General features: G+C 63.9%; 25 protein-coding genes, 1 tRNA gene and 1 pseudogene. 12 read left to right on the plus strand and 15 right to left on the minus strand.

What is annotated here, in order from left to right; genetic code table 11:
• Position 1 precedes the first annotated feature (1 nt).
• Positions 2 to 685 carry a class I SAM-dependent methyltransferase gene (locus tag GGD65_RS13655; RefSeq protein WP_179738253.1) on the plus strand — a complete coding sequence of 228 codons (684 nt, stop codon included), beginning with the start codon at positions 2 to 4 and terminating at the stop codon, positions 683 to 685.
• A 34-nt stretch (positions 686 to 719) separates the two neighbouring features.
• Here the strand turns inward: GGD65_RS13655 and GGD65_RS13660 are convergent, their stop codons facing one another.
• Complete coding sequence (locus GGD65_RS13660) at positions 720 to 1,280, minus strand: group 1 truncated hemoglobin (RefSeq protein WP_179738251.1); 561 nt, start codon at positions 1,278 to 1,280, stop codon at positions 720 to 722.
• 398 nt (positions 1,281 to 1,678) lie between these two features.
• Between GGD65_RS13660 and GGD65_RS13665 the strand changes: the two genes are divergently transcribed.
• The 3 genes from GGD65_RS13665 (at position 1,679) to GGD65_RS13675 (ending at position 4,150) form a co-directional block, all read left to right on the plus strand.
• Entirely contained in the window at positions 1,679 to 2,224 is a 546-nt protein-coding gene (locus tag GGD65_RS13665) for a hypothetical protein (protein ID WP_183235601.1), read from the plus strand.
• A 277-nt stretch (positions 2,225 to 2,501) separates the two neighbouring features.
• The gene (locus GGD65_RS13670) at positions 2,502 to 2,966 is read left to right on the plus strand and encodes a hypothetical protein (RefSeq protein WP_183235602.1); all 465 of its coding nucleotides are present in this window, start codon (positions 2,502 to 2,504) and stop codon (positions 2,964 to 2,966) included.
• Between the two features lie 161 nt (positions 2,967 to 3,127).
• On the plus strand, positions 3,128 to 4,150 hold the full coding sequence (locus tag GGD65_RS13675) for an LLM class flavin-dependent oxidoreductase (RefSeq protein WP_179738247.1): 1,023 nt from the start codon (positions 3,128 to 3,130) through the stop codon (positions 4,148 to 4,150).
• 145 nt (positions 4,151 to 4,295) lie between these two features.
• On the opposite strand, the gene GGD65_RS13680 is transcribed toward GGD65_RS13675, so the two are convergent.
• Positions 4,296 to 6,059: a phospholipase D-like domain-containing protein gene (locus tag GGD65_RS13680; protein WP_179738245.1), complete on the minus strand. Its 1,764-nt coding sequence runs from the start codon at positions 6,057 to 6,059 to the stop codon at positions 4,296 to 4,298.
• 158 nt (positions 6,060 to 6,217) lie between these two features.
• Here GGD65_RS13680 and GGD65_RS13685 point away from each other — a divergent pair, with 158 nt between their 5' ends.
• The gene (locus GGD65_RS13685; RefSeq protein WP_179738243.1) at positions 6,218 to 6,616 is read left to right on the plus strand and encodes a VOC family protein; all 399 of its coding nucleotides are present in this window, start codon (positions 6,218 to 6,220) and stop codon (positions 6,614 to 6,616) included.
• A 28-nt stretch (positions 6,617 to 6,644) separates the two neighbouring features.
• On the opposite strand, the gene GGD65_RS13690 is transcribed toward GGD65_RS13685, so the two are convergent.
• The 5 genes from GGD65_RS13690 to GGD65_RS40755 form a co-directional block, all read right to left on the minus strand.
• Positions 6,645 to 7,964, minus strand: a complete 1,320-nt coding sequence (locus tag GGD65_RS13690) for an aminotransferase class V-fold PLP-dependent enzyme (RefSeq protein ID WP_183235603.1) — start codon at positions 7,962 to 7,964, stop codon at positions 6,645 to 6,647.
• Positions 7,965 to 8,127: 163 nt separating this feature from the next.
• A complete protein-coding gene (locus tag GGD65_RS13695; RefSeq protein WP_246783278.1) occupies positions 8,128 to 9,672 on the minus strand; it encodes a hypothetical protein in 1,545 nt (514 codons plus the stop codon).
• 98 nt (positions 9,673 to 9,770) lie between these two features.
• Complete coding sequence (locus GGD65_RS13700) at positions 9,771 to 10,877, minus strand: cellulase family glycosylhydrolase (protein ID WP_183235847.1); 1,107 nt, start codon at positions 10,875 to 10,877, stop codon at positions 9,771 to 9,773.
• A gap of 38 nt (positions 10,878 to 10,915) precedes the next feature.
• Positions 10,916 to 13,087: an exopolysaccharide transport family protein gene (locus GGD65_RS13705; RefSeq protein ID WP_183235605.1), complete on the minus strand. Its 2,172-nt coding sequence runs from the start codon at positions 13,085 to 13,087 to the stop codon at positions 10,916 to 10,918.
• 127 nt (positions 13,088 to 13,214) lie between these two features.
• Entirely contained in the window at positions 13,215 to 13,871 is a 657-nt protein-coding gene (locus tag GGD65_RS40755; protein ID WP_018321181.1) for a LysR family transcriptional regulator, read from the minus strand.
• 151 nt (positions 13,872 to 14,022) lie between these two features.
• On the opposite strand from GGD65_RS40755, the gene GGD65_RS13715 reads away from it, so the two are divergent.
• Positions 14,023 to 15,240 carry an MFS transporter gene (locus GGD65_RS13715; RefSeq protein WP_183235606.1) on the plus strand — a complete coding sequence of 406 codons (1,218 nt, stop codon included), beginning with the start codon at positions 14,023 to 14,025 and terminating at the stop codon, positions 15,238 to 15,240.
• Here GGD65_RS13715 and GGD65_RS13720 read toward each other — a convergent pair.
• Together GGD65_RS13720 and GGD65_RS13725 are read right to left on the minus strand one after the other, a co-directional pair.
• On the minus strand, positions 15,237 to 16,280 hold the full coding sequence (locus GGD65_RS13720; RefSeq protein ID WP_183235607.1) for a zinc-binding dehydrogenase: 1,044 nt from the start codon (positions 16,278 to 16,280) through the stop codon (positions 15,237 to 15,239). The two genes, GGD65_RS13715 and GGD65_RS13720, sit on opposite strands and share 4 nt — an antisense overlap.
• A 13-nt stretch (positions 16,281 to 16,293) precedes the next feature.
• Positions 16,294 to 16,959, minus strand: a complete 666-nt coding sequence (locus tag GGD65_RS13725; RefSeq protein ID WP_177236872.1) for a class I SAM-dependent methyltransferase — start codon at positions 16,957 to 16,959, stop codon at positions 16,294 to 16,296.
• 236 nt (positions 16,960 to 17,195) lie between these two features.
• Here GGD65_RS13725 and GGD65_RS13730 point away from each other — a divergent pair.
• From GGD65_RS13730 to rnk, 3 genes and pseudogenes are all read left to right on the plus strand, one after another.
• Positions 17,196 to 17,517, plus strand: a pseudogene (locus tag GGD65_RS13730) (hypothetical protein).
• 271 nt (positions 17,518 to 17,788) lie between these two features.
• Positions 17,789 to 18,271, plus strand: a complete 483-nt coding sequence (locus tag GGD65_RS13735) for a GreA/GreB family elongation factor (protein ID WP_018321176.1) — start codon at positions 17,789 to 17,791, stop codon at positions 18,269 to 18,271.
• 10 nt (positions 18,272 to 18,281) lie between these two features.
• The gene (gene rnk / locus GGD65_RS13740; protein WP_018321175.1) at positions 18,282 to 18,695 is read left to right on the plus strand and encodes a nucleoside diphosphate kinase regulator; all 414 of its coding nucleotides are present in this window, start codon (positions 18,282 to 18,284) and stop codon (positions 18,693 to 18,695) included.
• Positions 18,696 to 18,794: 99 nt separating this feature from the next.
• On the opposite strand, the gene GGD65_RS13745 is transcribed toward rnk, so the two are convergent.
• From GGD65_RS13745 to GGD65_RS13755, 3 genes are read right to left on the minus strand one after another with little or no spacing between them, the layout of a single operon-like run.
• Entirely contained in the window at positions 18,795 to 19,820 is a 1,026-nt protein-coding gene (locus tag GGD65_RS13745; RefSeq protein WP_183235608.1) for a tripartite tricarboxylate transporter substrate binding protein, read from the minus strand.
• A 22-nt stretch (positions 19,821 to 19,842) separates the two neighbouring features.
• The gene (locus GGD65_RS13750; protein WP_183235609.1) at positions 19,843 to 21,930 is read right to left on the minus strand and encodes an acetate--CoA ligase family protein; all 2,088 of its coding nucleotides are present in this window, start codon (positions 21,928 to 21,930) and stop codon (positions 19,843 to 19,845) included.
• 3 nt (positions 21,931 to 21,933) lie between these two features.
• Positions 21,934 to 22,725 carry an enoyl-CoA hydratase/isomerase family protein gene (locus GGD65_RS13755; RefSeq protein WP_183235610.1) on the minus strand — a complete coding sequence of 264 codons (792 nt, stop codon included), beginning with the start codon at positions 22,723 to 22,725 and terminating at the stop codon, positions 21,934 to 21,936.
• A 195-nt stretch (positions 22,726 to 22,920) separates the two neighbouring features.
• Between GGD65_RS13755 and GGD65_RS13760 the strand changes: the two genes are divergently transcribed.
• The 3 genes from GGD65_RS13760 (at position 22,921) to GGD65_RS13770 (ending at position 24,556) form a co-directional block, all read left to right on the plus strand.
• Positions 22,921 to 23,691 (plus strand): IclR family transcriptional regulator, encoded by a 771-nt coding sequence (locus tag GGD65_RS13760; RefSeq protein WP_183235611.1) that lies wholly within the window; start codon positions 22,921 to 22,923, stop codon positions 23,689 to 23,691.
• Positions 23,692 to 23,757: 66 nt separating this feature from the next.
• Complete coding sequence (locus tag GGD65_RS13765; RefSeq protein WP_179738220.1) at positions 23,758 to 24,045, plus strand: type II toxin-antitoxin system ParD family antitoxin; 288 nt, start codon at positions 23,758 to 23,760, stop codon at positions 24,043 to 24,045.
• 7 nt (positions 24,046 to 24,052) lie between these two features.
• Positions 24,053 to 24,556, plus strand: coding sequence for a type II toxin-antitoxin system RelE/ParE family toxin (locus GGD65_RS13770; RefSeq protein ID WP_246783280.1), 504 nt, complete (start codon positions 24,053 to 24,055; stop codon positions 24,554 to 24,556).
• Here the strand turns inward: GGD65_RS13770 and GGD65_RS13775 are convergent.
• From GGD65_RS13775 to GGD65_RS13785, 3 genes are all read right to left on the minus strand, one after another.
• On the minus strand, positions 24,483 to 25,385 hold the full coding sequence (locus GGD65_RS13775; RefSeq protein ID WP_183235612.1) for a hypothetical protein: 903 nt from the start codon (positions 25,383 to 25,385) through the stop codon (positions 24,483 to 24,485). The genes GGD65_RS13770 and GGD65_RS13775 overlap by 74 nt on opposite strands.
• A 126-nt stretch (positions 25,386 to 25,511) precedes the next feature.
• Positions 25,512 to 25,868, minus strand: coding sequence for a 6-carboxytetrahydropterin synthase QueD (queD, locus tag GGD65_RS13780; RefSeq protein WP_183235613.1), 357 nt, complete (start codon positions 25,866 to 25,868; stop codon positions 25,512 to 25,514).
• Between the two features lie 84 nt (positions 25,869 to 25,952).
• A tRNA-Arg gene (locus GGD65_RS13785) sits at positions 25,953 to 26,029 on the minus strand.
• Positions 26,030 to 26,275 lie beyond the last annotated feature (246 nt).

Raw genomic sequence — 26,275 nt, forward strand, 5'->3', positions numbered from 1 at the left:
CATGACCGACATGCAAGCCGCATTCTCCGATCCGCAATTCGTGGCGAGATACACCGAGGGGCCGCGGCGCTTCGTGCCGGGCTATGACGCCATGCAGTCCATGACGGCGATTCTGCTCGCCGAAAGCGTCCCAAGCGATGGGCGGGTGCTCGTCCTCGGCGCCGGTGGCGGCCTGGAGCTCAAAGCGTTTGCGCAGGCGCATCCCGGCTGGCGCTTCGACGGCGTCGATCCGTCCGCGGCGATGCTGGCGCTGGCCGGGCAAACCCTGGGATCGCTCGCATCCCGTGCACGCCTTCATCAAGGCTATATCGATGATGCCCCGGAGGGACCGTTCGACGGTGCCACCTGCCTCTTGACCCTGCACTTCGTCGGCGTCGAGGAGCGGCGCCGCATCGCCTCGGAGGTCCGTCGCCGCCTCAAGCCGCGCGCGCCGTTCGTGGTCGCGCATTTGAGCGCGCCCAATGGCGAGCAGGAGCGCCCGCTGTGGCTGTCGCGGTACTCGGCGTTCCTGGCCGCATCCGGCGTCGAGCCCGAGCAGGCGGCCGCCGCGCGGAACGCCGTCACCAACCATCTGGAGATTCTGGCGCCCGCGCAGGACGAGGTGATCTTGCGCGAGGCCGGCTTCACGGACCCAACCCTGTTCTATACCGGCTTCGCCTTCCGCGGCTGGGTCGCCTATGCGTGAGGTCGCAATTCGTCGTTCGGCACCACGGGATGCTTCAACCGCGCTTGGCTCTCGATACGTAACCGGCGGTCACCTCATCTTTGTGGCTGGCGAACGCAGCTAGTACTTCGGTCTTCTCGCGCTTCGGGACCTTGGCGAAGTCAAGTGTCCGTCCGAGTTCAGCGGCGACCTCGTCGAATTCCGCCGGGGAGATCCGCAAGCCCCGGTGCGCCTCCTCAAGGCCAAGGGGCGTCGTCCCCGGCCTGGTGGCTTTGAACTGGAACGGCCCACCCGAAACGTCACAGACCCAAAGTGTTCGCATGAACTTGAGACCAGGCAAGCGTTTCAGATTTTTGGTGTGCCATTCCCTCAACTGCGGATTTTTTGACTTCTGACCGACGATGGCGTTCTTTACGACAGCGTCGCTGAAGTGATCCACGACCGCTGCAATGGCGAAGACGCCGCCAAGTCGTTCATACAGGCTTTGATCCGGAGTGGTTTGCTGGGCCTGCGCACGCGCTTGATTGGCTCCAGCCAAAGCCACGGGGGCGGCTGTCAGCGCCAGTCCTGCGACCACACTTCGTCTGCTGATGGAAGTCGAACGAAGCCTTGCCATGGGCACCTCCTTACATCGGTTTCCTGAGGCATTGCAGCCAGCATATCCCGTGCAATGGCCGCCGTGCGCGTTGCCGTCCGGAGGCCTGTCGGTGATTGCCGCGCACCCATTGGATGGTTCGGAACGGAAATGGTTCCTGGAAATTTTGAGCTGGACGCCGACCCATGCCCGCCGAACTGCGAAGAAACTTGGTATGAGCAAATCTAGCCCGCCATGCCCTGAGAGCTGGCGTCGAGCCAAGCGTCGAACGCGGACGAAAAGGGCCAGGCCCCGGACTCATGCGCCGCAAAAAGGAAGTAGCAACACTACGTCCTTGCAGGGCGGGCTATGGTGGAACTAGGGGGCTGTGTGAGAAGCGACGTTCGATTGTGATGGGTCCGGACGACGAGGCTGTGCTGATGTCGGAGGTGTTACGCGACCCCGTGGTTCTTCTCGTCGATGGTCCGCGGTGGAAGTCGGCCGCGCCTCCCACAACTCGAAATATCGCTTCTGTCGGTTACCACTGCATCATCTGGTCCCCCGAGGACCTGCCAAAGCTACCGGCCGAATTCATCCCATCGTGCAACGATTGGTATTGCAGAGCTGAGCATGCCACAATTCAATTCATAAGGTGCGTAATCACCGGCACGGTGATCACACAAGGCCGATTTGCGATCGCGACTGATCAGGCAAGCGAGAAGACCGCGGCGAACGTCGAGCGCCGTTACAATTTGCTGCGTCGTTGGATCAAGAAAACCTGCGTCAACTCCGTCGTCCGCTGGCGCAATCCTGGGATTCCGGAAGCCCCGGCTGGACCAAACAGATCCGCCAATCCAAGCAGCCCAGACCGATCGCTATGGGTTGGACCCTCTGCGATGAACTGGCTGACCGCCGATGCAACACGGCGGATCAAAATCTCGCCGGAGACTCTGGTAGAAGGGTTTACCAGCCAACGATCGATCTGACCTCGGACCCTGCGGTCAACTTAGCGTCCGCGACGAGAGGGACTTTGGCGAGGCTTCGCTGCCGTCGAAGGGGAGCCTGTCTGCATTGGGTCAAAAGCAGCGGTCGCCCAATCGGTCAGGCGGTGCCCAGCTGTACGGTCTATTCTCAGCGGCCGCAGAAGCAGCACCGACGTTAACCCTGTCGGCAAATGATTCGCCGTAGGTCGGCAATCGCCGACAAGTTGCCTTATTGGCGCGGAGAATTTTCAGCGGCACTAACTTAGGTTAGAGGCGCTTTATGCTGAAAATGGCGTTGTTGGGCCTCCTCATCCTGTTGAGCGCAGGCGTGCTGTCGGCAATGGAGCTGAGCGCTCCACCGCGTCGCGCCGTCGCGATCGCCCCGCCGCTTGCCGAGCAGAGCGCTAGCGTCTCTGCGTCACATGACGCGTTGCCCAAGGCCGATCGCCTCGAGGTTGCCGCTGTGAGCAGCGCGATGCCGACACAGGACGCTCCGGTCGAGAACCCCGTTGCTCCGCGAGACATCCAAGTCGGTTCGACCGCACCGGAACCAATCGTCCGTCATCGGCGCGATACGAAGAAGATCGCGACCGCTGAACGTCCCAGGCCGAAACCAAAGGCAATTGTTGCCAAGCGAACTGCCAATGCGCAGCGTGCAAAGGCCGCCAGCGAGACCGAGCCCTGTCGACTCAAGGCGTTCGGCGGCCTGCTCAAGGCATTGAATTTGACCGGTTGCGAAATCTGAGGCCGCTTCCGGGCACGGCAGATCAAGGTCGAACGACCTGACGTCGTGGTGCGAACCCGGGCCTGCTTCCTCCTGGAGGCACTTACCGGCACACGCCTTGCCGCCACTTTTCCCTCGGCCAACGTCTCGCAAATTCTTCCGGTCATGCATACCTAGCCCTCATGAAAAAGATCGGCTTCCTCTCCTTCGGACACTGGACCCCCTCACCGCAATCGCAGACCCGCTCGGCCGCAGACACGCTGTTGCAATCGATCGAGCTTGCGGTCGCGGCCGAGCAGTTAGGGGCCGACGGCGCCTATTTCCGCGTGCATCATTTCGCGCGCCAGCTCGCCTCGCCGTTTCCGCTGCTCGCGGCGGTCGGCGCCAGAACCAGCACAATCGAGATCGGCACGGCCGTGATCGACATGCGCTACGAGAACCCCCTCTACATGGTGGAGGACGCCGGAAGCGCCGATCTCATCGCCGGCGGCCGGCTGCAGCTCGGCATCAGCCGCGGCTCGCCCGAGCAGGTGATCGACGGCTGGCGCTATTTTGGTTATCGCCCGGCCGAGGGCCAGAGCGATGCCGACATGGGCCGGCGCCATGCGGAGGTGTTTCTCGACCTGCTCCGGGGCGAAGGCTTTGCCGAGCCCAATCCGCAGCCGATGTTTCCGAACCCGCCGGGCCTCTTGCGCATCGAGCCGCACGCGCAAGGCCTGCGCGAGCGGATCTGGTGGGGCGCCGGCTCCAACGCCACCGCGGTGTGGGCGGCAAAGCTCGGCATGAATCTGCAGAGCTCGACGCTGAAGAACGACGAGACCGGCGAAGCCTTTCACGTGCAGCAGGCCGCGCAGATCCGTAGCTTTCGCGCCGCCTGGAAGGAGGCCGGCCACGCCCGTGCCCCCCGCGTCTCCGTCAGCCGCAGCATCTTTGCGCTGATGGACGATCGCGACCGCGCCTATTTCGGCCGGGAGCGCGAAGGCGAGGACCAGATCGGCTTCATCGACCCGCAGACCCGGGCGATCTTCGGCCGGAGTTATGCCGCCGAGCCGGATGTGCTGATCGAGCAACTGCGCCGGGACGAGGCGATTGCGGAGGCTGATACACTGCTGCTGACGATCCCGAACCAGTTAGGGGTCGATTACTGCGCGCATGCGATCGAGGCGATCCTGAAGCACGTCGCGCCGGCGCTGGGGTGGCGGTGAGCGAGTGGTCCACCTTGGCGCCACATTGACCTGGATTCCGGGCGCTAAAGCGCGACGCCATCAGGATGAAGCGTCACCGCGCTTTAGGTCGTTGTTTAAGCATGATTTTTTCGGAAAGCCGCTGCGCACTTTCCCGGATCATGCTTTAGGCAAATAGCTCCCGGTCTCTCCTGCTGATCGGATCGTCCCAATCCTTCTGCCACCACGGCTTCTCTGAAGCCTTTTTGGGCGGCAACTGAAGCTCGAGCACCTTTTTGCTCTTGCCCTTTGCGTCCTCGCGGGCGGAGCGGAAACGATAGTGATCGTAGATGCGCAATGCTTCAATCATGTAGCTGGTCGCGACCGTGCGATCCTTGATCAGCAACAGGTTCTCGCCATTGTCAGTATCGGCGGGCTCAGAGAAATTGTATGAGCCCAGATAAACGCGTGCATCGTCGGTATCGAAATCGAGCACGACGAATTTGTGATGCATCCGAGTACCCCGGTGCTGACCGTCGCTGCCGGCAAGTCCTGACGGTTCCGTACTGAACGGAGCCGGCACATTGCCGGTCAGCGCCGACGAACGAACGACGCGCTTCTTGTTGTCGGCCGTCAATACGGTGACGCCCAAATTCCCTTCCTTCACGCGCGCATCGGCGATGCCAAGCGCGAACACCGTCTTGCTCTTGATGGCGCGACCTAGGGCAGGACCGATCGGTCCATTTTTCATCTGACCCAGGAACGCCAAAGAAAAAAGAACACTGGATTTCGCCTTGGCTATGTCCTTGCCCACCACGGCCAGGAGCCCGTTCTCTTCGGTATGCGGCGAAAAAGCGACCTTTCCGCCGAGTCCGCTCACTCCCAGATCGCGCCAACCCGTCGCCACCTCGGAGTCGCGAAAGTCGCCGGCGGCTTCCGCCGAAAAATAACTATCGAAAACCTTGAAGTAATCGTCGACAGCATTCTTGCTGTTGACAATGACCGCATTGTTCGACTGCACGTAGAACCCGCGCCAGCTCATGTTCGTGGAGCCGTACACGACCTTATGCACACCCTTGCCGGAAACCGCGATGGATTTATGGTGCTGCAGGTTCGCCATATGTTGGCGCTTGACGTTGTCAGCCCCGGCCGATTTGCGTAAGCGCTTCTCAGCGACGCTTTCGGGCGAATCCTTGGCTTTGTGCCCGCCGCCCTTGGCCGTCGAATCGTCGATGATGACCTTCAGCCTTTTTCCGAGCTTTTCGAGACGGCTCAGGATTTCGGGCATGTTGAAGTCATAAGCGATGACGCGAACATTGGCCTTGGCGGCGATCGCCTCATCAAGCACGTCGAGGATCGACGCACGCGCTTCGAAGCCCATCCATTTGTAGGCGTCCTCGGCCTTCTTGTTCGTGGGCTTGAAGGTCAAACCATCCTTCGCATCATCTGGAATGAGGCTGCCGAGCTTGCGGTCGGGCGCGAACTTCTCAACAAAGGACTGCGAGGACACATAACCGCGCGTGAAAGCAACATTCAGCTTGCCCGGTAATGTCTCGCGCATCAGGGCGATCGAGGCTTCCTGCGGTTCGCCTCGACTGAGCGTTCCCAACTTGTCCATGAACATGGGTGTCACGCGATAGAGAAATTGTCCGTCCTTGTCGGCGTGCCAGGGGAAATGCACCCAGCGGAATTTTTGAATCGGCGCAATCGTACTCGGGAGCATCGGGTCGCTCGGCTTCTTGCGCTGACCCGGAAAGCCGATGCGGTTGGGCACCGGCCAAAACCGATCTTGCTTCGGCTCCTTGTACTCGATTGCAAAGCCGACGAAATCGCGCGGTGGCTTGCCCTGCCGCCAATTCATCGCGAGCAGCAACATCCCGTCGCCGCGATGAATCTTCAGGGTGAATGGCGCGTTCGCATTGGTGCCCGTGACCTGATAGGAATTCTTCATTCTGCCCCCCGCCCTGAAGTTTGGGGCAAATCCTATCAACACAATTTTTGATTGCAAGCGCGTGATGCTTGGCGCATGAGGGCTGCACCGGCCGGGCCAATGCGATGCTACCCTTGTCTTCCTGACAGCGAGCTTCCCGCCATCCACCAGGTTGCGTGATGAATCAGCATCTGTCCCTCGTCAGTCTCGTGGTCGCTGACTATGATGAAGCGATTGCCTTCTTCACGCGCGCTCTGAATTTCGAGCTTTGCGAGGACACGCCGCTCGGTGGCGGCAAGCGCTGGGTGGTGGTGCGGCCGCGGGGCAATTTTGGCTCCGGCTTGCTCCTGGCGCGGGCGGACGGTCCGGCGCAGATGGAACGCATCGGCGACCAGACCGGCGGGCGCGTCTTCCTGTTCCTGGAGACGGGTGATTTCGAGCGCGATCATGCGCGCATGATCGCCGCCGGCGTGCGCTTCGTCGAGGCGCCACGGCATGAGGCCTATGGCGTGGTGGCGGTTTTCGAGGATCTCTGTGGCAACCGCTGGGACCTGATCCAATCAGCCAAGCGCAGCTGACACACGAGCGACCGCGCCCCGCCCGGCTTTACCCCGTCTTCGTCCCCGTGATCACCGCCAGTGCCTCGACGAGGCGATCGAGATCGGCCTCGTCGGTAAAGAGCGCCGGCGTCACGCGAATGCACTGGCCCCTGGCGACGCCGGCCCGGCGCACCGTCATGACCTTGTGGCTGTCCCGCAGCTTTACCACGATGGCCTCGTTGTCGGCCTTGCTGGTCTTGCCGGCGAGACGGAAGGACGTGATCGCGCCGTATGAGCCGATTTCGTCCGGCGTCAGGATCTCGATGTCCTTGAATCCGCGGGCACGGCTCACCCAATAGTCGCGCAAATGGCGCAAGCGGGCCTGCTTTGCCGCGGCGCCGATCTGCTGATGCAACGCCACGGCCGTCGGCACCGTCAGCACCGTGGCGAAATTGACTGTGCCGGTGTGAACCCGCGAGCGGATATCGGCCTCCGCAAAATCCTCGTCACCCATGTCGCGGTCGATGGCGGCGCGGCGGTCCTTCCTGATGTAGAGGAAGCCCACGCCGAGCGGCGCGCCGATCCATTTGTGCAGATTGAAGCCGACGAAATCGGCCTCGAGTTCACCGACCCGGAAGTCGATCTGCCCCCAGGAATGCGCGGCGTCGACGATGGTGTCGATGCCCTTGGCCTTCGCCATGCGGGCGATCTCGGCGATCGGCATGACGAAGCCGGTGCGGTGGCTGACATGGGTCAGGAGCAGAAGTCGCGTCTTCGGGTTCGCCTCGATGGCGCGGGCATAGGCGTCGAGCACCGCCTGGCGGGTGGCGGGCTCCGGCACGTCGAACTTGACCACGTCGACGCCGCGGCGCCCCTTCAGCGCGTTCATCGCATACTGCATCGAATCATAGTCGAGATCGGCATAGAGCACGGCATCACCTGGCTTCAGCCTGTTGTAGCCGCCGATCAGGAGCTGCAGCGCTTCGGTCGCACCGCGGGTGAGTGCGATCTCCTCGGTCGCCGCGCCGACCGCCTCCGCCACCTTGGCGCGCACCGCCTCGAAATCCGCACCCGCGCGCTGCCGCGCGTAATAGGTGTTCTGAAAGTTGATCATGTCGGACTGGCGGATGAACTCGCGCCGCACGGGCTCGGCCATGATGCCCCAATAGCCGTTCTCGAAATTGACGACATCGGGCGTCACCGCGTAGAGCCCCTTCACCGCCGCCCAATAGGTCTTGTCGGCGGCGATTGCGGCGGCCGAACCGGTCGGCTGCGCCGGCAGGCCCTCGGCCGCCATCGCCGGCGCAGCCATCGGCGCCATGGCTACGGCGGCGAGGCCCTTCAGGATCGACCGGCGGTCGGACCAAATGGTCTTGATCAGATGCATATATCAGCCTCCACGATGCGCGGCGAAAGGAGCAGCGATCAGTAGAGCGCGAATGACAAGGCGATGACAGTTCGATGATGCCGGCCCCTGAAGGCCGCGGCGCGAGCGGACTAAGCGCGTGGCTGGTGCCGTTTGCGAAAGGGACGGCCGGCGTGCCGCCGGGCTACGCCACCGGCTGACAGTGCGTGAGAGGCTCGACTGCCGCATCCTCGCGGGCGACGGCCTGCATTCTCACATGGCTGCCGATGACGAGGCCCGTGAGCGAGAGCATGAGCCCGAGCGCGAGTGGCGCGAACAAGGCCTCTTCCTGGAACAATCCGTTGAGCAGCACGACCATGACGCCGAAGCCGGCGAGACCCTGCGTCAGATAGCCCGATGAGGCGTAGAGGCGCCATGCCCTAAGCGCCATCGCGAAATAGAAGGCCAGCAGCACGAAGGCGCCAACGCCCATCTGGTACAAGAGCACGCCGATCGCGCTCTCGACGGCGCCGTCGATCGTCCCGGCCGCCTGTGCGGCACTCCAGTCGATGGAGAAATAGCTCTCCGACAAATTGCCACCAATGCCGAGGCCCCGGCCGAAAGGTCTCTGCACGAAGCCGTCCAAACCACCCATCAGTCCGATGACGTGATAGTCCCCGATCTGCAGCCCGAGGCGGATCGCCAGAACCGCGAAGGCGGCCATGCCGAAGAAGCCGAGCAACAACGTCACCACTGCGCCGATCAGACGGGTCGCGACCCAGGCCGCAACCACGAAGATCACCACGATGAGCGCGCCCTTCACGCTGCAAAAGATCAGCAGCGGCAATGCTGCGAGGGCCAGCAGCGGCCGTCCCACCGAGAACAGGAACAGGGCGAGAAAGCCGACGCCGTAAGCGAAGCTGATCGGATGCATGTTCGGACCGTTGATGCGCAGCATCTTCGACAGGCCAAACCCTTCGAGCAGCGGTGTATTCAGGAAGTCGAAGCTGAAGCGGTCCTTGAGGTCGACGGGCACGTTGCCGGTGGCCCGCATCTGGGCTTCCCAGACACCCGAATGGGTCGCCTTGAGCTCGTCGAAACCCCAGAACGTATAGCTGTTGGTGATGGCCAGCCAGAGATCGCGGAAGACGAGTTCGACATAGCCGCACAGCAGAAGGATGACCGCGAGCGTCACCAGGAACGGCGTGATGCGCACCTCATAGGTCGCGGCCGTCAGAAGCGAGAGCTGGAACAGGAACAGCGGCAGCACGATATTGCGCAGATAGACCGCCGCCGGCTGTCCGTCCTGGATGAAGCCGATCGCGAAATACAGCGACACCACGGCGAGGGTGACGACACCCCAGCGCATGATCTGGTTCACCTCGGCCGATTGATTCCTCTGGCCCAGCACGTAAAGGCCGAACGTCGCCAGCCACATCACGGAGCAGACGAGGAAATTGTAGCCCTTGATGAAGTCGAGATCGGACGGCAGCGGGACCAGCGGCGACAGGATCGAGACGAACAGGTTCTGGAAGAACAGGACGAAGATCGCGATGGCCGGCGCATAGGTCGGGACCGCCAGCACGATGGCGATGCCGATGAGGACCTCGACCACGATGGCCAGGGCCGGATAGGCCAAATGCAGGACCGGAGCAAAGCCGATCGCTGCCACGGCGATGCAGAGGGTCGGAACCAGCTCGCGCCAGGCCGGCGGCGATGGCTCGGCCGGCACGGTCTGAACCTGGGTCAAGTCCCCGGCACCCATCAATCGTCCTTTGGCAGCGCGCGTCGAGCACGATAGCGGGGCGATGTGTAAGGATTCCTTAACGATAGCGAACCCGTGCGATGTCAGCGCCGGGCGCGCCGGGGCGCGCCGCCAAGCAGCGCCCGCATCACGTCGGGATCGGGCTTGCCCGTGCTGCGATCGACGAGGCCAAAGCCTTGCGCCAGCTCCCAATGCGTCCAGCCCCAGCAATGCTCCCTGGCATAAGCGGCGACGTCCGCCAGCCAGCGCAACCGGCTTTGTCTGGGCGCGCCGGCTTTCAGCACGCCGAACTCGTTGACGATGATCGGCCGCTTGAACTGCTGCTGCCATGCGAGCGCGGGCGCGAGCCAGCGACCGGCCGCCGGCTTGTCCTTGGCGGCGGCAATTGCAGTGTCGAGCATGCCGAGCGCCTTGGTCGCGCCCCTCGCCTGCAGATCCTGGCGCAGCGCCTGCACTTTGGGATCGCCGGCGTTGATCGGATAAGGCAGATCGATGATGTCGTGCAGCGGATCCTGCGCATCCCAGTGGCGCTGATGGGTGAACACCATGGGATCATAGAAGTGGATGGCATAGACGATGTCGGGATCGTCCAGCGGACGAAACCGCGGCAACGAGTCCGCGCGCTGCCAGTTGACGGGGCCGACAATGAGGGTCGTGGCGGGAAGCAATTTGCGGACGAAGCCGGCGAGCGTCTCGACCTGCCTTTGCCATGTGTCGGCATCGATATCGGGCTCGTTGAGCAGCTCGGCGAAGACGCGATCGGCCGGATAGGAGCGAATGACCTCTGCAAGACCACTCCAGGCCTCCTGCATCTCGCGCAGCGCCGCGTCCGGATCTTCCTTGTGCAGGCGATTGAAGCGCTCGCCGGGATGAAGATCGACGGAGACGGCATAGCCCAGCGAGGCGAGCTGCTTCAGCGCCTTGTCGAGCACACGCAGCGTCTCGTCGCGCTCGGCCTTTGCAGCGAAACGAGGCATCACGCGCTCGGCCGGCACCGGCAGCCGGACGTGAGTCATTCCAGCGCGGCGCAGTTGCTGCAGCAGTTCGCGGCTCGGCACCTCGCCGTTGATCCAGCCATCGGCATTGAAGCCGCGCGACAGTGCGGTGAGCCTCGCCGGCGCCACCGTCTGCGGCACGGGCACGCAAGCGTCGGCGAAGGCCGGCGCTCCGAACGAGATCGACAGCAGCATCGCAGCAGTCAGCCAACGACGGCGCGCCGCTTTCACCGTCAAACCGCAAGGCCCAATGCGCCGCCCTCGGGGTGCGGCGCCGTCGAGCCCGCAGGCGCGTGATTGATGACCAGCCCCGTCGGCACGCCCTCGTACCGCGACAGCGCGGCGGTCACCCGGCGCATCGCCGCCGAACCGAGCTCGCCGGCGCGCGTCACCAGGACGATCAGGTCCGCATGCGCCGCCAGCGCGATGGCGTCGGGCTGCAAGGCGAGATTGCCGGCATGGACGATGATCAGATCGAACTCCGAACGAATATCGTCCTCGGGCCTCGCATCGGCCTTTCGGCCGGCACTGAGGAGCTCGTCGATCGACTGGAGTCCTGCCGTGGTCGAGCCGTCGTTCCATTCGGTCACCGGCGGCTGGTGACCTGCGAATTCGCCCTGCAGCCGGATCAGTACGCTCATCATGCCCCGGTTCACGGCGGCGCGATTGAGCGAGCGCGCAACGGTGTTGCCGCCGGCGCTCTTGCCGACCGACAGCACGAGGGCGACCTTGCAACCGCGCACCGGCACGCGATCGATCCGCTCGAGCAGCGGCCGCAGATAGGCGCCGAGATCGAGCTCCCCTGGGGCAGTGATCGGTCTTTGCCAGACGGTGTTGGTGTTGGTCCCGGCTCCGGACGAAAGATCGGGGATGCGGGCCCAGACAGGAAGGCGCGGCATCGCCTCGGGCCGGGGCGCGGCAGCGGCGGGCTGCTGGACTTGCGGCTGGAGCGGCTGCTGGACTTGCCCGCCTTGCGTGTCCTGTGCCGCCGCGCGCACGGCAGCCTCGGCAGGCGCAGGCCCGCCCGACATGCTCGTCATCGCCGCAGTGGCGGCGGTCGATGTCAGCAGCGATCCGATCGCCAGCGCCGCCAGCAGCAGAGCGAGCGGCGGACGGGTCGAGCGCAGCGGCGGAATGGCGGGCGAAGCGATCTTGGTCTGGGAGTTTTGCAGCTGACGCTGCTCGTTGGTCGTCTTGAACCGCGACAGGAACTGCTCGTAAATGTTCCTGTTGGCATCGGCGTCCCGTTGCAGCTCCTGCAGCTTCACCAGCGCCTGGCCGTCGACCAGCATCTGCGTCTCGACCGCCTTGAGCTGCTTCTCCAGCGCGTTCTGCTGCTCCAGCTGGGCCTCATATTCGGACTTCGCCGTGTCGATGTTCTTTTTCCGCTCGACCTCGATCTGCCGGTTGATATCGGCCAGCTGGCTGTAGGAGATCGCGAGGTCGGGATGGCGGTCGCCGTACACCGCCTTCTTCTGCGCAATCTGGTCGTTCAGGGTTGAGCGCTGCGCACGCAGCATGCTCAACAGGTCCTGCTTCACGGGACCTTCGACATTGGCCTTGAGATCGCGTTGCACCTGCTCGTAGCGCGCCTTGGCTTCCTCGGTGCGAAGACGAGCGGCGGAGACCTGCTGATTGAGATCGGTCACCCGCAATTGCTGCGTGGTCGAATCCTTGCCGGCATTGAGGATCTTGTGCTCGAGCCTGAAGGCGGCGACGGCGTCTTCCGATGCGCGCAGCCGCTCGTTCAACGTGTTCAGCCGGTTCTTGAGCCAGTCGGCCGCCTCGTCCGTGGCCTCGGTGCGGACGCGGCCCTGGCTGGCAACGAACGCCTCGGCGATGGCGTTGGCGTAGTAAGCGGCCCGCTCGGGGCGGTTCGAGGTGAAGGAAATCGCAATGACGTAGGTGAGCCCGCGCCGCGTGATCTCGAGGCGGTTGCGGAATTTCTCGAGCAGGCGCGTCATGTCGGTATGACCGCCCGCGATATCATCGTCATCGGCGATCTTGAGCTGCTCGATCAAGGGGCGGAGAAAGCCGTCCGATTTGGCGATCTCGATCTGGCTCTGAAGCGCCGCGGCGTCCTGGCCGATGCCCGGCAGCACCTCCTGATCCGAGGTCACGCGCAGCTCCCGGGGATCGAGCACGACCAGGGCCGTCGCGGCGTACCGGACCGGCAGAATCATCAGAACGACGACGCCGAGAGCGAACAGCGCCAGGGCCAGCGTCAGAATGCGCCGGCCGTTCTCGCGCAGGAAAGACAGCACACCGGTGACGGTCAGCGATCCCTTGATCAGCGCCGGCGCGGCGCCGTCAGGTTTCATCCGCGCAGCCCGCGGCGCTTCCCACGAAGCCGCAGGCTCCGTCGGGGCGATGCTTCGCGGAGTTGCGCGGCTACCGAACGCCATGGGCTCGACTCGAAATCAACTGACAGTCACAGTTCAGAGGCTTTCGACACCGTAAATATCCATGGTTAACCGCCGGTTACGGCCGGCGCGCGAAGCCGGTCATGGCAAAACCTGAGAACAGGCCCGTTCAGGCGGAAAAGAACGGCTTGGATGGTCTGCGTCCCGGACCTGCCGCACTGGCGGCCAGCGGCGCCCTCGGCGTGGCCGGCCGCGCGCGCTCGACATCGCCAAGCAGGCAGGACCGCAAGGTTTCGATCTCCGGACAATCGGCAGTGCCCAGCGGCCCGATCAGGAAGCCGCTCTCCAGGGGCTCGCATTTGTAGCCGGGACAGCGTTGCACCCTGTCCGCGATCACGACGTCGACCTTGCCTTCGAGCAGCTCGTGCAGCCCTGCCGGCTGACTGATGCGAATGGCGAGCTGGGGCTGGGCCCGGCGGAACTGCGCCAGGCGCGCCCGCAACGCATCGACGGCAAAACTGGCGTGGAGCCCGATATGCAGCAGGCTCGTAACGCCCTCGGGCTTGAGCTCGGCGGTGGCCTCGGCAAGGCAACGAAAGGCGTCACGGACCCGCGCCAGATAGGTTTCGCCGGCAGAGGTCAGAATGATCTGCCGTGTCCGTCGCTCGAACAGCTGCACCCCCAGCCGTTCCTCCAGCAGGCGGACTTGCTGGCTGACCGCACCGGCCGTGACGTGCAGCTCGTGAGCGGCCTGCTTGAAGCTGAGATGGCGGGCGGCGGCCTCGAAGGCGCGCAGGGCATTGAGTGGCGGCAGCAGATACGTCATGGCCGGCTCCGGGCGATGCGGGAAGGCCGGGAGGATGCATGAGTTTCGCTCGCTCGACAAAAGAGAAATCCTGCTTTGTCGCCGCTGACGGCGAGCGATACCCCAGGGCCGATCTCCATGCAGCCCCAGGAAACCCGCCGCAGTGCCCGACATGCCGTCGATCGAAAATTCGTATTCCTGGATTCGCCTCACCGCCTCCATCGCCCTCAGCGCATTGGGCTGCGTTGGCATGTGGTCGCTGATCGTGGCATTGCCGGCGTTGCAGGCCGATTTCAATGCGCCTCGCGCGGAGGCGACCCTGCCCTACACGCTCGCCATCATCGGCTTCATGATCGGTGGCATCATCGTCGGCCGCTTGGCGGATCGCTTCGGCATCCTGCCGCCACTGGCCGGCGGCACAATCCTGATGAGCCTCGGCTATGTCCTGACCGCCTTTGCCCCTAACCTGTCCGTGTTCGCGACGATCTCAGGCGTCACGATCGGGCTCGGCGGCGCGGCGAGCTTCGCGCCCCTGGTGGCCGACGCATCGCTGTGGTTCGACAGGCACCGGGGCCTTGCGATTTCCCTGGCCACGGCCGGCGGCTCTCTTGCCGGCGTGATCTGGCCACCCATCGTCCAGCATGCCATCGCCGGGCATGGTTGGCGGCAGACCCATATCGGCATCGGCCTGTTCTGCCTCGCAACGATGCTGCCGCTTTGTCTCGTTCTGCGGCGGCGACCGGTATTCCACAAGGTTGCGCACCAAGCGGCGAGCTGCGGCAACACGATGCAGGCCATCGGCCTGTCTCCGGGCGTCACCCAGGGCCTGCTGGCCCTGGCCGGCATGTGCTGCTGCGTTGCCATGTCGATGCCGCAGGTCCATTTGGTCGCCTATTGCGGCGACCTCGGCTACGGCTCCGCGCGCGGCGCCGAAATGCTGGCGGTGATGCTCGGCTTTGGTGTGGCGAGCCGTCTGATCTTCGGCTGGGTGTTGAACCTCATCGGCGGCCTGCCGACCTTGCTGCTGGGCTCGGCGATGCAGGCCATGGCACTCGCGCTCTATCTGCCGTTCAACGGGCTGGTCTCGCTCTACGTCGTGTCCGCCATTTTCGGCCTGGCGCAGGGCGGCATCGTGCCGAGTTATGCGGTGATCATCCGTGAGCTGTTCCCGGCAAGGGAGGCCGGCTTTCGCGTCAGCCTCGCCATCTCGGTCACGCTCGCCGGCATGGCGCTGGGGGCCTGGATGGCCGGCGCGATCTACGACTGGACCGGCTCCTACGCTTCGGCGCTGGTCAATGGCATCGCCTGGAATATCGTGAACATGGCGATCACAGCCTGGCTGCTGCAGCGCCAGCGTCGATGTGCCGTCGGCGCCTTCGCCGCGGCCTAGCTGATGTTCAGCAGGATCCGCCCCGATGTGCCGCTGCGCATCAAATCCAGTGCGTCGTTGACGTCGTCGAGCGCGAACTCGTGGGTCACGATCCCGCGGTAGCTCACCTTGCCGGCGTCGCTCAGGCGAACGAGACGCGGGATATCGCGCGCCGGCTGGCATTGCCCGCCTTCCGAGCCCTTCAGCACCTTCTCGAAGTGCAGCGGCAGCGTATAGATCTCGGCCTTCTCGCGGGGAACGCCGACGAGGATGCAACGGCCTTTCTTCGCCGTGATCTCGTAGGCGAGCTCGATCAGATTCTTGACGCCGGTGGTCTCGACGACCTTGTCGGGTCCCTCAGTGCCGGTGATGGAGCGAACCTCGGCAGCGACATCCTTGACCGCTTCGGAGTTGATGGTGTGGGTGGCGCCGAAATCCTTCGCCATCGCCAGCTTGTTGTCGAGGCGGTCGATCGCAATGACAGGATAGGCGCCGACCATCGCGGCGAATTGCGCGATGTTCAACCCGACGCCGCCGACGCCGAACACGACGACGGCCTCGCCGATGGCGATCTGCGCATCGTTGTTGACGACGCCGAGCGCGGTCGTCACCGCGCAGCCGAGCAGCGGCGCGCTGGTGCGGTCGATCGAGGCGGGAACGGGCGTGACACGATTCTCCGACACCACGGCATATTCATTGAAGGTGGTGACCCAGCCCGCATTGAGGCGCTTGCCGCGCCAGGAATAGGCCGGCGTGTTGGACTGGATGCCCTTGCCGGGCCGCCAATGCATGACGACGGTGTCGCCATGCTTGCACGAGACGACGCCGGGTCCGGTTTCGATGATCGTCGCCAGCGCTTCGTGCCCCAAAAGATGCGGCAGGAACTTGTCGACGCCCTTGACGGCGTCGATCTCGTTGATCTGTGCGCCGCAGATGCTCGACGTATGCACATGCGCGAGCACCTGGCCGTGTTCGAGCCTATCGGGCAAGGTGAACTCGTCGACGATCAGCGGCTTGCCGGATTCGACGAGAATGGCCGCCTTGGCAGTCTTGATATCCATGAGGCGCGCCCGATCACTCGAAATAGATGAATTCGTAATCGCCGGTGTAACCGAGCTTGCCGTAGAGCCAGATCCATTCTGACGTGTGCAGGATGGACTCCGCCGTCAGCGCCCAGCATTCGAGATTGTGCAACTCGGCGACGTTCCGGTAGCCCTCGACCATGACGTATTTGTTCTTGCCGACCCGCTCGACCTCCTTGAGCGCCGCTTCGAGCTCATAGAGCCGGAGATTGTGCAGCGTGCCGAGCGAGATGACGAGATCGAAACTGTCGTCGCCATAGGGATAGATGTCCTGGGCACGGTAATTGAAGAGGTACGGCTTCACCTGCTCGTGCGCATTTTCGAGGCCGTGCTTGGAAATATCGAAGCCGACGACCTTCAAGCCCGGCAGGATCTTCTGCATCTCGTACAGCAGGAAGCCCTTGCCGCAGCCGACGTCGAGCACGCTGGAGCCGTCCTTCAGGCCATAGGTCTCGATCAGCGCCTTGGCGACCGGCGCCCAGCGCCCCTCGATGAAGCGATAGCCGCCATAGCCGAAGCGGCGGTCGCCATCCCAATAATCAGCCTCGTACTCCCGCGCTTTCAGCGAGCAGCCGATCTTGTCGTCGTTCATGCGGCCCATGTAGTCGCGCTTCGTCGCCGTATGCAGCGGCGTCACGATATTCAGTAGTCGTCCCATTGAGCCCTCAGATTCCAACACGCGCTGCGATGGTCGCGACCGGCTGGGGAGCCCTGAGTCGCGACTTGCGAGTCGTTCTAGCATTGGTGGTCGGGATCATCATTGCTTCAGATCAATGATGGGGAATTCCGAGACGGGACCGTCAGCAGCCGGCACAGGTTCCGCCGCCGGCAGCGACAGGGAGGCGCATGGAACGGGACTGCGAAGCACGGCGTTTCGCCCGGAAGGAGTCCACCATGCCGACCAAGCCGACCATCGCTCGCATCTGGCGCGGTCGCACCCGCCGCGATCTCGCCGATGCCTACCAAGCCTATCTGCAGTCCGAGGGCGCCGCTGCTCAAGACCGCGCTCGGTGTGCAGCAATTGCGCGAGGACCGCGACGAGGAGACGTGGTTCACGACCATTTCCTATTGGGCGGACATCAATGCCATGACGGCCTTCACCAAGGGCGAGCCGACCAAGGTCCATCATCTCGCGCGCGACGCGGAATTCCTAATCGAGCTGCCGGAGCGCATCGAGATCCACCGCATCCTGATCGACGAGCAGGGGCTGCGGTGAAAGGCCAGTGTCAAAACTGAAGCTCATATCACCGTCGAATTATGGCCGTTGCAGCGATTCGATCGCTCGCGACTGTGCGGTTTAGCCGCAATGTTGCTGGCGAAATGAATCACTATAGTCAGAATGTCATGGCATATGTCGTCGACATAGATGCGCGCACCGCGCGCTTCGGTCTTCACGCCGGCCGCCTCCAAGCAGGCGGTTAGCCGGACGGTGCTTGCACCGTCCGGGCTCTTTTCCAGCTTTCGTGACCTCGCCCTGAGAGGTCGTCTTGAAGCAGAAGGAGTGTGCCGTGCTGCCTCTTCCAAGAATCGCGCTCACCGCATCGGACTATCCGCGACTCGAACAGCTTGCCCGCCTTGCCGCCCAAAAAGGCGATTTGGACGGGATATTTCTCATCAGTGAGATCAACCGCGCTGACATCGTACCGAACGATTGGGACGATCTCCGTTCGCGGGTGACCGTTGGATCATGGGTCACCTATTGCACGAATTGGGGCGTTCCGCGTCGCGTCGTGCAATTGGTCTGGCCCGAGGAGTGTGGGTCGGATCCCGCCCGCATTTCGGTTCTGACACCTTTGGGGGCAGCCTTGATCGGCCTGCAGGTCGGCGACCAAATGCCATACATCCTCGCCGGCTGCCTGAACGTCGTCAGGGTTCAGAACGTGACCCAATCAAGCCCCAACGTCGTTCCGCTCTTCCGGGCTCATCGGCGCAAGCCGATCGATGACGATCCCGGACCAACGGCAGCATAGGAGACATCAAATGCACAACTTCGAAACCGAGATTCGGCGAGACCAGCCGGCGTTGCCGCCGATCAAGATCACTGAAGACGAATCGCGGCGTCTCAGCTCGCTGGCGAATTCGACCATGGATCTATTCCCTCGTGTCGCCCAGTTTCTGGCGCGCGAACTGGAGCGCGCGTCGGTCGCCGCAGAGAACGATTTGCGCGGCGTGGTCAGGATGGGCTCCAAAGTAACCTATCGCGATGACGGGACAGGTGCGAGCCGGGAGATCGTGCTGGTCTATCCGCACGAGGCGAACATCGAACTCAACCGGGTCTCGATCCTGACGCCCGTTGGAGCGGCCCTGATTGGCCTCTCGGTAGGGCAGCGGATCGAGTTCGAGACGCCGGACAAGCGCACCAGGGGGCTGACCGTTCTCGCCGTCTCCGAATGAGGGCTGTCATCCGATCGAGCAGAACACTCTGGTGAGGACAGATAGGAGCGGAGCGTGCTTGCGCAATGTTTCGCAATGCGCAGGCGCCCTCCTGCTGTCCTATTGCACCTCGATGTTGGCGTCCTTGACCAACTTGCGCCAGCGTTCCTCCTCCTGCCCGACATAGCGATCGAACTGTTCCGGAGCGCCGCCGACCATGATGAGGCCTTCGTTGGCCTCCAGCTTCTTGAAAGCGCCGGACTGAACCGCCTTTGCGATTGCCTGATTGAGACGCGCAATCACCGGAGCGGGCGTCTTGGCCGGAGCGTACAATCCGTACCAGGATTCGGCGGCATAGCCGGGCACTCCGGCCTCGGCGACAGCAGGCAATTGCGGAAATGCCGCCGAACGTTCGGCGGACGTGACAGCCAGCGCCCGGAGCTGGCCTGCAGCCACCAGCGAGGCCGCGCTTGCCACGGTGGTGAACATCACGTCGATCTGGCCGCCCAACAGATCGCTGATCGCGGGCGCCGCACCCTTGTATGGCACCGCCGTCATCTTGACCTTGGCCATCGCATTGAACAGCTCGCCGGCGAGATGGGCCGAGGTGCCGGTGCCGAATGTCCCGAAATTGAGCTTGCCCGGATTGGCCTTGGCTTCTGCGATCAAATCGGAGATCGAGTTGATCTTGGAGGCCGGGTTGACGACGACGATATTGAAGGATCGCGCGATCAGCGAGACCGCCGCGAAATCCTTGTGCGGATCGAACGGCAGCTTTTTGTACAGGCTCGGATTGACCGCGTGCGCGAAGGTCGCCATCAGGAGCGAATAGCCGTCGGGCTCGCTGGTCGCCACCGTCTGGGTCCCGATGATGGTCCCGGCGCCCGGCTTGTTCTCGATGATGACGGACTTGCCGAGATCCGTCTGGATCTCCTGCGCCGTCGTTCGCGCCATGATGTCGGTCCCGCCGCCGGCTGCGAAGGGCACCACGATCTTGATGATCTTGTCGGGATATTCGGCGCGCGCCGGCATCAGTCCGAGCCCCGAGACGACAGCACAGGCGAGCACGACGAGACCTCGCCGGCGCCGCACGACGACACCCTTTCCGCGCGCGCGATCATGATTGATGATTTCGCCATTGGCCATAAGAAGCTCCATCCGATCTTGTTCAGACATTGAGAACAACCAATCCGTCTGCCGCCTTCACGCCCCGGCCCGCCGGCAGCACGAAGACCGGATTGATTTCGGCCTCGACGAGGCGATCACCGAGCTGCGCAACCATGCGCGAGAAAGCGACGACCGCTTCTGCGAGCGCTTCGACATCGCATTTCGGCCGGCCCCGAAAGCCGTCCAGCAACGGCCAGGTGACGAGATCACGCACCATCGCAAGGGCCTCGGCCTGGCCAAGGCTGCCGTCCGGTGGCAGCAGGCGCATCGTCGTGTCCTTGAACAGTTCGGCCGTGACGCCGCCCATTCCGAGGAGGATGGCCGTTCCCAGAGGATCGCGATGCATTCCGAGAATGATCTCGACGCCATCGGAAACCATCTCCTGAACCAGGAATTGGTCGGGCCGCGTCCCGACCCTGGCCTCGACCTCGTCTGCCATCGCCGTCAGGCGGCCGCCGATCGTCTCGGCAGTCAGGTTGACCGCGACGCCGCCGACATCGCTCTTGTGCGCGATCTCGCGAGAGAGAATTTTGAGCACGACCCGGCCGCCGAAGTCTCGTGCGGCCTGTTCCGCTTCGCTCGCCGTTGCGACCACTTTCTCTGCCACGACCGGAACACCAAAGCGGGCGAACAACGCCTTGGCTTGAGCCTCATCCAGCGATCCTGCCGGGAAGTCGCCGATGTCGACCATCGTCTCGATCGCACCGGAGGTCTGGACCTGCTCCGGCATTGCGGCCCGCAAGAGCCCGTTGAGCGCAGCCGTGCAGCTCTCAGCGGATGTGTAAGCGGGGACGCCTCGGCGGGTGAGGACGGAAACCACCTCGGGCGCGTAGGGGCTCACATAGGCAATGACGGGCTTGTCGCTCAGCGGCAGGCAGTCGTGGATGGCATCGGCCATCAGGCTCGGCGATCCCACGGCCGACGAGCCGGCAATGACGACCAGCGCATCGTAGGAGGGACTTGCGAGCAGGATGCGGATGGCGGCGCGCAGCAGATCCGGCTGCAGGCCGGCGAGGGTCACATCGATCGGGTTGCGATCGAGGTTGGCTTGCGGTCCCGACTGCAGCGCGCGCAATTGCGCGGCCGTCTCAGCATCGGGGGCGGGTGTCACAAAGCCGGCGACGCCGAGACTGTCTGATACGATCGTGCCGGCGCCGCCGGTCGAGGTGAGGATCGCAACACGCCGGCCTGACAGCTTCCGTCCCGCACCAAGGGCTGCGGGAATATCGAGCAGGTCTTCGAACGTTTTGGCGCGGATCACGCCGACTTGCCTGAACAAGGCGTCATACATGCGATCGGAGCCGGCCAGCGCGCCGGTGTGCGAGACCGCCGCCAGTGCGCCCGCTTCCGATCGACCGATCTTGAAGGCCACGATGGGTTTGCCGGCGCGGCGCGCTTTCAAAACCGACTCGCGAAAGCGAGCCGGTTTGCGGATCGCCTCGACATAGAGCGCGATGACCTTGGTTGCGCTGTCGTCGGCGAGAAAATCGATGAAATCGGCGAGGTCGAGATCGGCCTCGTTGCTGGTCGACACCAGCTTGGACAGACCGACCCCGCGCGCCGCGGCGCGCGACAGCAAGGCGCCGAGAATGCCCCCGCTTTGCGAGATCAATCCGATGGACCCCGCCGGGAAGTCATCCATCGCCAGCGCGCCCGACGCCGACAGCACGATATTGTCGGTGAGATTGACGAGGCCGATCGTGTTCGGCCCGAGGATCCGCATGGAGCCGGCGGCCTGCATGAGCTGCTTCTGCCGCTCGGCGCCTTCCGCCCCTGTTTCAGTGAAGCCACTGGCAAGAACGATCGCCGCGGCGGCCCCCCGCTCGGACAATTCGCGCACCGCGACGTGCGCGCGCTCGGCACCGAGCAGGACAAGGCCGACGTCAGGCACATCGGGCAGCGAGGCGATGTCGGGGTAGCAAGTCAGACCGCCGATGCTTGCGACCTTCGGATTGACGGGATAGATCGCGCCCGCAAAGCCATGCTTCCGGAGATAGGACACCGGCCGCCCCGACGTCTTACTCGGGTCCGCGGAAGCGCCGATGATGGCGACGCTGCGGGGCCGGATCAGGCGTTCGATCGCATCCATGGCTCAATCCTTCGACGCGGATTGCGCAAGGAACGCGGTCACCGCGTCGCGATGCTCCGCGCTGGTGTAGCAGATGGCCTGCGCCTGGCTGCCGAGACTGAAGATGTCGTTGGCGGAATGCTCGAACGTCTCGTTCAGGATCTTCTTGCCCAGCGCCAGCGCGGTGGGAGAGCCTTGAGCCAGTTCGGCCGCCCAGGCCTGCGCGGCCGGCAGGAGCTCGCTCGAGGCCACCTTGCGATCGACGATGCCGAGCGCGAGCGCTTCGTCGGCCTCGACGACGCGTCCGGTGAAGATCAGCTCCTTGGCCTTGGGAAGCCCCACCCGGCGCGGCAGGAAATACAGGCCGCCGCCGTCGGGGATCAAACCGCGCTTGATGTAGGACCAGGTGAATTTCGATCGCTCCGTTGCCATGACCAAGTCGCAGGCGAGCGCAGTGTCCGCGCCGAGACCCGCCGCGGCGCCGTTGACGGCGGCGATCGTCGGTTTCGGCAGCCCGAGCAGGAACGACTGCACGTGATGCACGCCCTGCTGACGGCTCCATCCGTTGAATGCGACTTCGCCCTGCGGCGCCTCGAGCCGGCGCTTCATTCCGCTGATGTCGCCGCCGGCGCAGAACGCACTGCCGCGCCCCGTCAGCACCAGAGCCTTGATCGCTTTGTCCCGAGCCACGGTTTCGAGCGCAGCAACGAACTCGGCGCGCATGTCGTCGCTCATGGCGTTGCGCCGGTCCGGCCGGTTGAATGCAATCGTCGCGACACCCGCCGCGACTGAAAATTCGATGAGCTGATAGGACATGGCAAGCTCCTTGGTTGGAGTCGGATCGATCGCCGCGACGCATTGCGGATGTCGAATGCCGATTTCAGGCGGTGCCGTTTCCTCGTTGAGCCCCAGCACGGCCGGGCATTCTTCTTGCCGGTGCTGATAGCGGCTTGCGCCCGCCGGAACATCCCCCTAATTTCACTTAGTGGAAACGCTGGACGGAGGCTGGATGTGGCGCAGGTGCGCACATATGCGGGCGGGGTTGACGGCAACCGGTCGCTCGAACGGGGCATCGAGATCCTCCGGGCGTTCCGGCCCGGCGTCGACACGCTGGGCAACGGCGAGATTGCGGAGCGAACAGGACTGCCGCGATCGACGGTCAGCCGGCTGACACGAACGCTGGTCAACTCCGGGATGCTCGACGAAGTTCGCGCGAAGCGGACCTACCGGCTTGCCGCGTCCGTCATCAGCATCGGTCACGCGATGCGGACGGGATCACCGGTGCTCAACGCGATCGGACCGATAATGCGGGCCGAATCGGCCAAGCGCCGGCTCAACGTGGGCCTCGCGACGGCGGATCGAGCCATGATGGTTTACCTGGAGTCGATCCGCTACAGCCCCCGAGCGGCACTGCGGAACGTCGTCGCGGGTCAGCAGGTCCCGATGGAGTTGACGTCGCTCGGGCGCGCTTATCTGGCCGGCATTGCCGAGGCCGAGCGCGAGCGATTGCTGAAGCAGTTCAAGCGGCGCAGCGCGGCGGCCACGAAGGCGCTGCTTGCGGACGTCAGGGCATCGATACGCTCAGTCGAACGCAACGGTTATTGCGCAGTGTCGTGGCAACCCGGCGTTCTCGCCGTTGCCACGCCCATCGTGCTGGCCGGGCTTCCGGTCTACGCCCTCAACATGAGCCTGCAAAATGTCGAGCGGTCCGTTGCGCTGGCCAGCGAACTCGGCGCGTACCTCAACGCGTTTGCGGCAAAGTGCAAGGAGGTGCTGGGTTGAGGAGATCACACGCCTATGGCATGATATGCCATAGGTTGCCTGGCTTTGAGCAACAGGGAAATGCCGATGCCCACCCGAAACGTCGTGCTGACTGAGCGTCAGGAAGAGCTCCTTGAGACCCTCGTCAAGTCTGGCCGCTACCAGAATGCCAGTGAGGTGCTGCGCGACGGGTTGCGGCTCGTGGAGCAACGCGAGGCGGAGGATGCAGGCAAGCTGAAAGCCCTGCGGGCCGCGGCGCGCGCCGGTGTCGGGGCATTGGACCAGGGAGACTTCAAGGAATTCGGAAGTATCGAGGACCTGCAAACTTATTTGAACGATCTCTCGGAGAAGATCATCTCCCGAACCGCCGAATAGAGCCGTCATGGCCGGGCCGAGATGGCGCGTTCGTCTCGGCGCAGCCGCAGAGGTCGATTTCGCCAACATCCTCAGGTGGACCACAGAGAATTTTGGCGCGCGACAATCTCGAAGCTATCGCGACACCCTTGTTCAGGCGATGGGCGAGCTTGCCGACGGTCCCAATGTTGCGGGCTCCAGGCCGCGGGACGAGATCATGGCAGACCTTCGCACGCTTCACGTGGCGCGGCACGGCCGTCGCGGAAGCCATTTCCTGATGTATCGGGCCGCGGCGGACAGCACGATCGAAATCGTGCGCATCCTTCACGACAGAATGGACTTTCGGCGCCACGTTCCACCCGCCAGCGACGAAGGGCACAGAGTAGGCTCGCGGCATTTCAGAGAGCGCTCTCGAGGCCTCTGGATACGCCAGCATGCTCTGGCGTGGAATTGCGCCGCTACAATTTCCCATAGACCCGCCCGGCGACCGCCTTCAGGCGCTCGACCGAGCCGGATTCCGGATGCGGCTTGACCGGGGCAAACACGATCGAAGCCTGCCTGCCGTTCTTCCAGACATAGATGGTGACGGCGTTGCCGTTGCCCTTGGTGCAGGAATGCTCACCGAACGCCTCGCTGCCAAGCTCGGGGATCGCCGCGTGCTTGCAGGGACCTGCGCGCTTCATCATGCCGATGGCGGTGTCGCGCGAGGTCGCGATCACCGCGACGATCATGGTGTTGGCGTCGCGATCGAACATCATGCAGCTGCCCGCGCCGGTGCGCTGGACCGTCAGCGTGCTCTTGTCGAGAAAGCCGTCGGCATCCGCGGCCGTGAGCCACTCGCAATTGCCGAACCGCTCGCTGCTCTTGCTCACGCTGGCGATGGCCACGCGCGCGGCTTCGGTGACCGGCTCGAGCAGCGCGTCGTCGGCACGCCGGCCGACCGGATAGACGGTGATCTGCAGAATGTAATCGCCGGACAAGGCGACGACCGAGGCCTCCTGGCGCTCTGCGCCGGCCGCGCTCGTTCCGCCCTGGCCTTCGTCGCCGATCCCCGCGACTGCGTTAAGCGGCATGCGCTCGCCAAGCGTCTTGACGAAGGTCGCGTACAATTCCCTGGCGCGGTCCTTGTCCGGGTTGCGGAACACGGAGAGCATCATCGTGTCGCCGCGCCCGGCCTGGTAGATGCAGCCACGGCCGTCCTGATTTGAAATCAGCGACCATTTGAGCGCCGGCATCGCGGCGGCGAGATCCTTGGCGCTGATGAACGGGCAGGTTTCGGCCGCGCGCGCGGGAAGCGCGGGGACGGCTGCGATTGCAAGGAACAGAACGAGGCAGGAGAACAGGCGATCGATGGTACGCATGGGACGTACTTACTATCGAAAGGGCGCGTCCGGAACAATTCGAACGTCCGCCCCTCAGATCCGTCGTTTGATGCTCTATCCAGCCGAGCCAAGGACGGCCCGCGCCGGATCAGCGCAGGGCCATCGCTACTGCCCGTTATATTCGGCCCAGCAGTCCGCCGTTTCATAGACCCGGACCGCCGACAGCTGTCGAAGGCTCGGCTTCAACTGGTCCCAGATCCAGATCGCGATATTCTCGGCGGTCGGGTTCTCGAGGCCTTCGACCTCGTTCAGGCAGTGGTGATCCAGCGCGCCCAGGATGTCGGCGAAGCTTTTTTCGATGTCGAAGAAATCCGCGACGAAGCCGGTATGCGGGTCGACCGGCCCGTCCAACTGGACCTCGACCCGATAGGAATGACCATGCAGCCGGCGGCATCGATGGGTCTCGGGCACGTTCGGCAGCCGATGCGCCGCCTCGAACTTGAACGCCTGCGATATCTTCATTCCGCTCCTCACACGGCGTCGCCATCCGGTCTCGGGCCCGTCTGGCGACCAGATGCTGCTAGGTCCTGACCTTTCGGCGAAGAATGGCGCGCCCGGAACGATTCGAACGTCCGACCCTCAGATTCGTAGTCTGATGCTCTATCCAGCTGAGCTACGGGCGCGTTTTTCGCAAACAGCGCGGGCTTGGCCCGCAGGCAGCCCCCGGCAAAGCCGGAGGGGGTGCGAAAGAGCGCTCTGACTAACCGCTCTTGCCCCGATTGGCAAGGTCCGGGATGGGGAGATTTTGCAGGGAAATGACGGTTTGGATGTCATTCCGGGGCGATGCGCAGCGTCGAACCCGAAATCTTGCGCCAAAGCTCGGGAGGGTTCTCGCTACGCGAGCCCCGGAATGACGGGAGATTATAGGC

The sequence above is a fragment of the Bradyrhizobium sp. CIR18 genome (genome assembly GCF_014198295.1).
GTDB lineage: Bacteria > Pseudomonadota > Alphaproteobacteria > Rhizobiales > Xanthobacteraceae > Bradyrhizobium.